Raw genomic sequence first — 968 nt, forward strand, 5'->3', positions numbered from 1 at the left:
CCCTCTCATTATGCCGAGAAAACATTAAGCCATTATGAATGGGAGATGAAGGATATACAAAACCTTCCCAATCGCTCGGGAAGGTTTGTGCATTTTTTATGAAGTTTAGCGCATAAGCTGCGCACGTTTTGGCAAAACATCATGACCGACTACTTCTGCGTACGTTTCGCGTCTTACGACCACTTCTGCTTCTCCGTCCTTGACAAATACAACTGCGGGACGAGCGATTCGGTTGTAGTTGTTCGCCATCGAATAGCCGTATGCACCTGTACTTGGGACTGCGAGAATATCGCCCGCTTGCGCTTCTGGCAGCTTCACATCCCAGATGAGCATATCACCTGACTCACAGCACTTCCCTGCAATGGATACAACTTCAGTGGCAGGTGCATTCATTTTGTTCGCAATCGCTGCTTCGTATTCTGCATCGTACAAAGCTGGTCGCAGATTGTCTGTCATACCACCATCTACCGCAATATATTTCCGGACATTTGGAATGTCCTTATGCGATCCAATTCGATACAAGGTTGTCCCAGCATCCCCTACAATACTCCGGCCTGGTTCGATCCAAATCTCAGGTAGAGGAATCGCAAGCGCCGTCAGCTCTTGGCGAACGATATCTGTAATGGCTTTGATATACGTTTCCGCTGGCTGTGGTGTATCGCCTTCTACATACCGAATACCGAAGCCGCCTCCTACATTCAGTACTTCTGGCAGGAATCCAAGTTTTTCTTTTGCTTCGCCCAACAGTTCTGTCAATCGTTTGACAGCGACGAGGAAGCCTTCTGTTTCAAATATTTGTGATCCAATATGGCTGTGAACTCCTAATAAATGGAGATGATTGCTTTCGTGAGAGAATTGAATCGCCTCAAGAGCCTGGCCGTTTTGCACATCAAAGCCAAACTTGGAGTCGATCTGCCCCGTAGAAATGTATTCATGTGTATGAGCTTCTACGCCCGGTGTGACACGTA

Annotated in this window: 1 protein-coding gene; it reads right to left on the reverse strand. The window is 47.3% G+C overall.

The genetic code is table 11. The annotated features are described in order from the left end of the window. Nucleotides 1-105: 105 nt before the first annotated feature. The coding region (gene lysA, locus C7R94_RS29755; protein ID WP_106786054.1) for a diaminopimelate decarboxylase at nt 106-968 on the reverse strand (863 nt) is incomplete at its 5' end.

Source organism: Brevibacillus sp. NRRL NRS-603 (assembly GCF_003013445.1).
GTDB classification, from domain to species: Bacteria; Bacillota; Bacilli; order Brevibacillales; family Brevibacillaceae; genus Brevibacillus; species Brevibacillus formosus.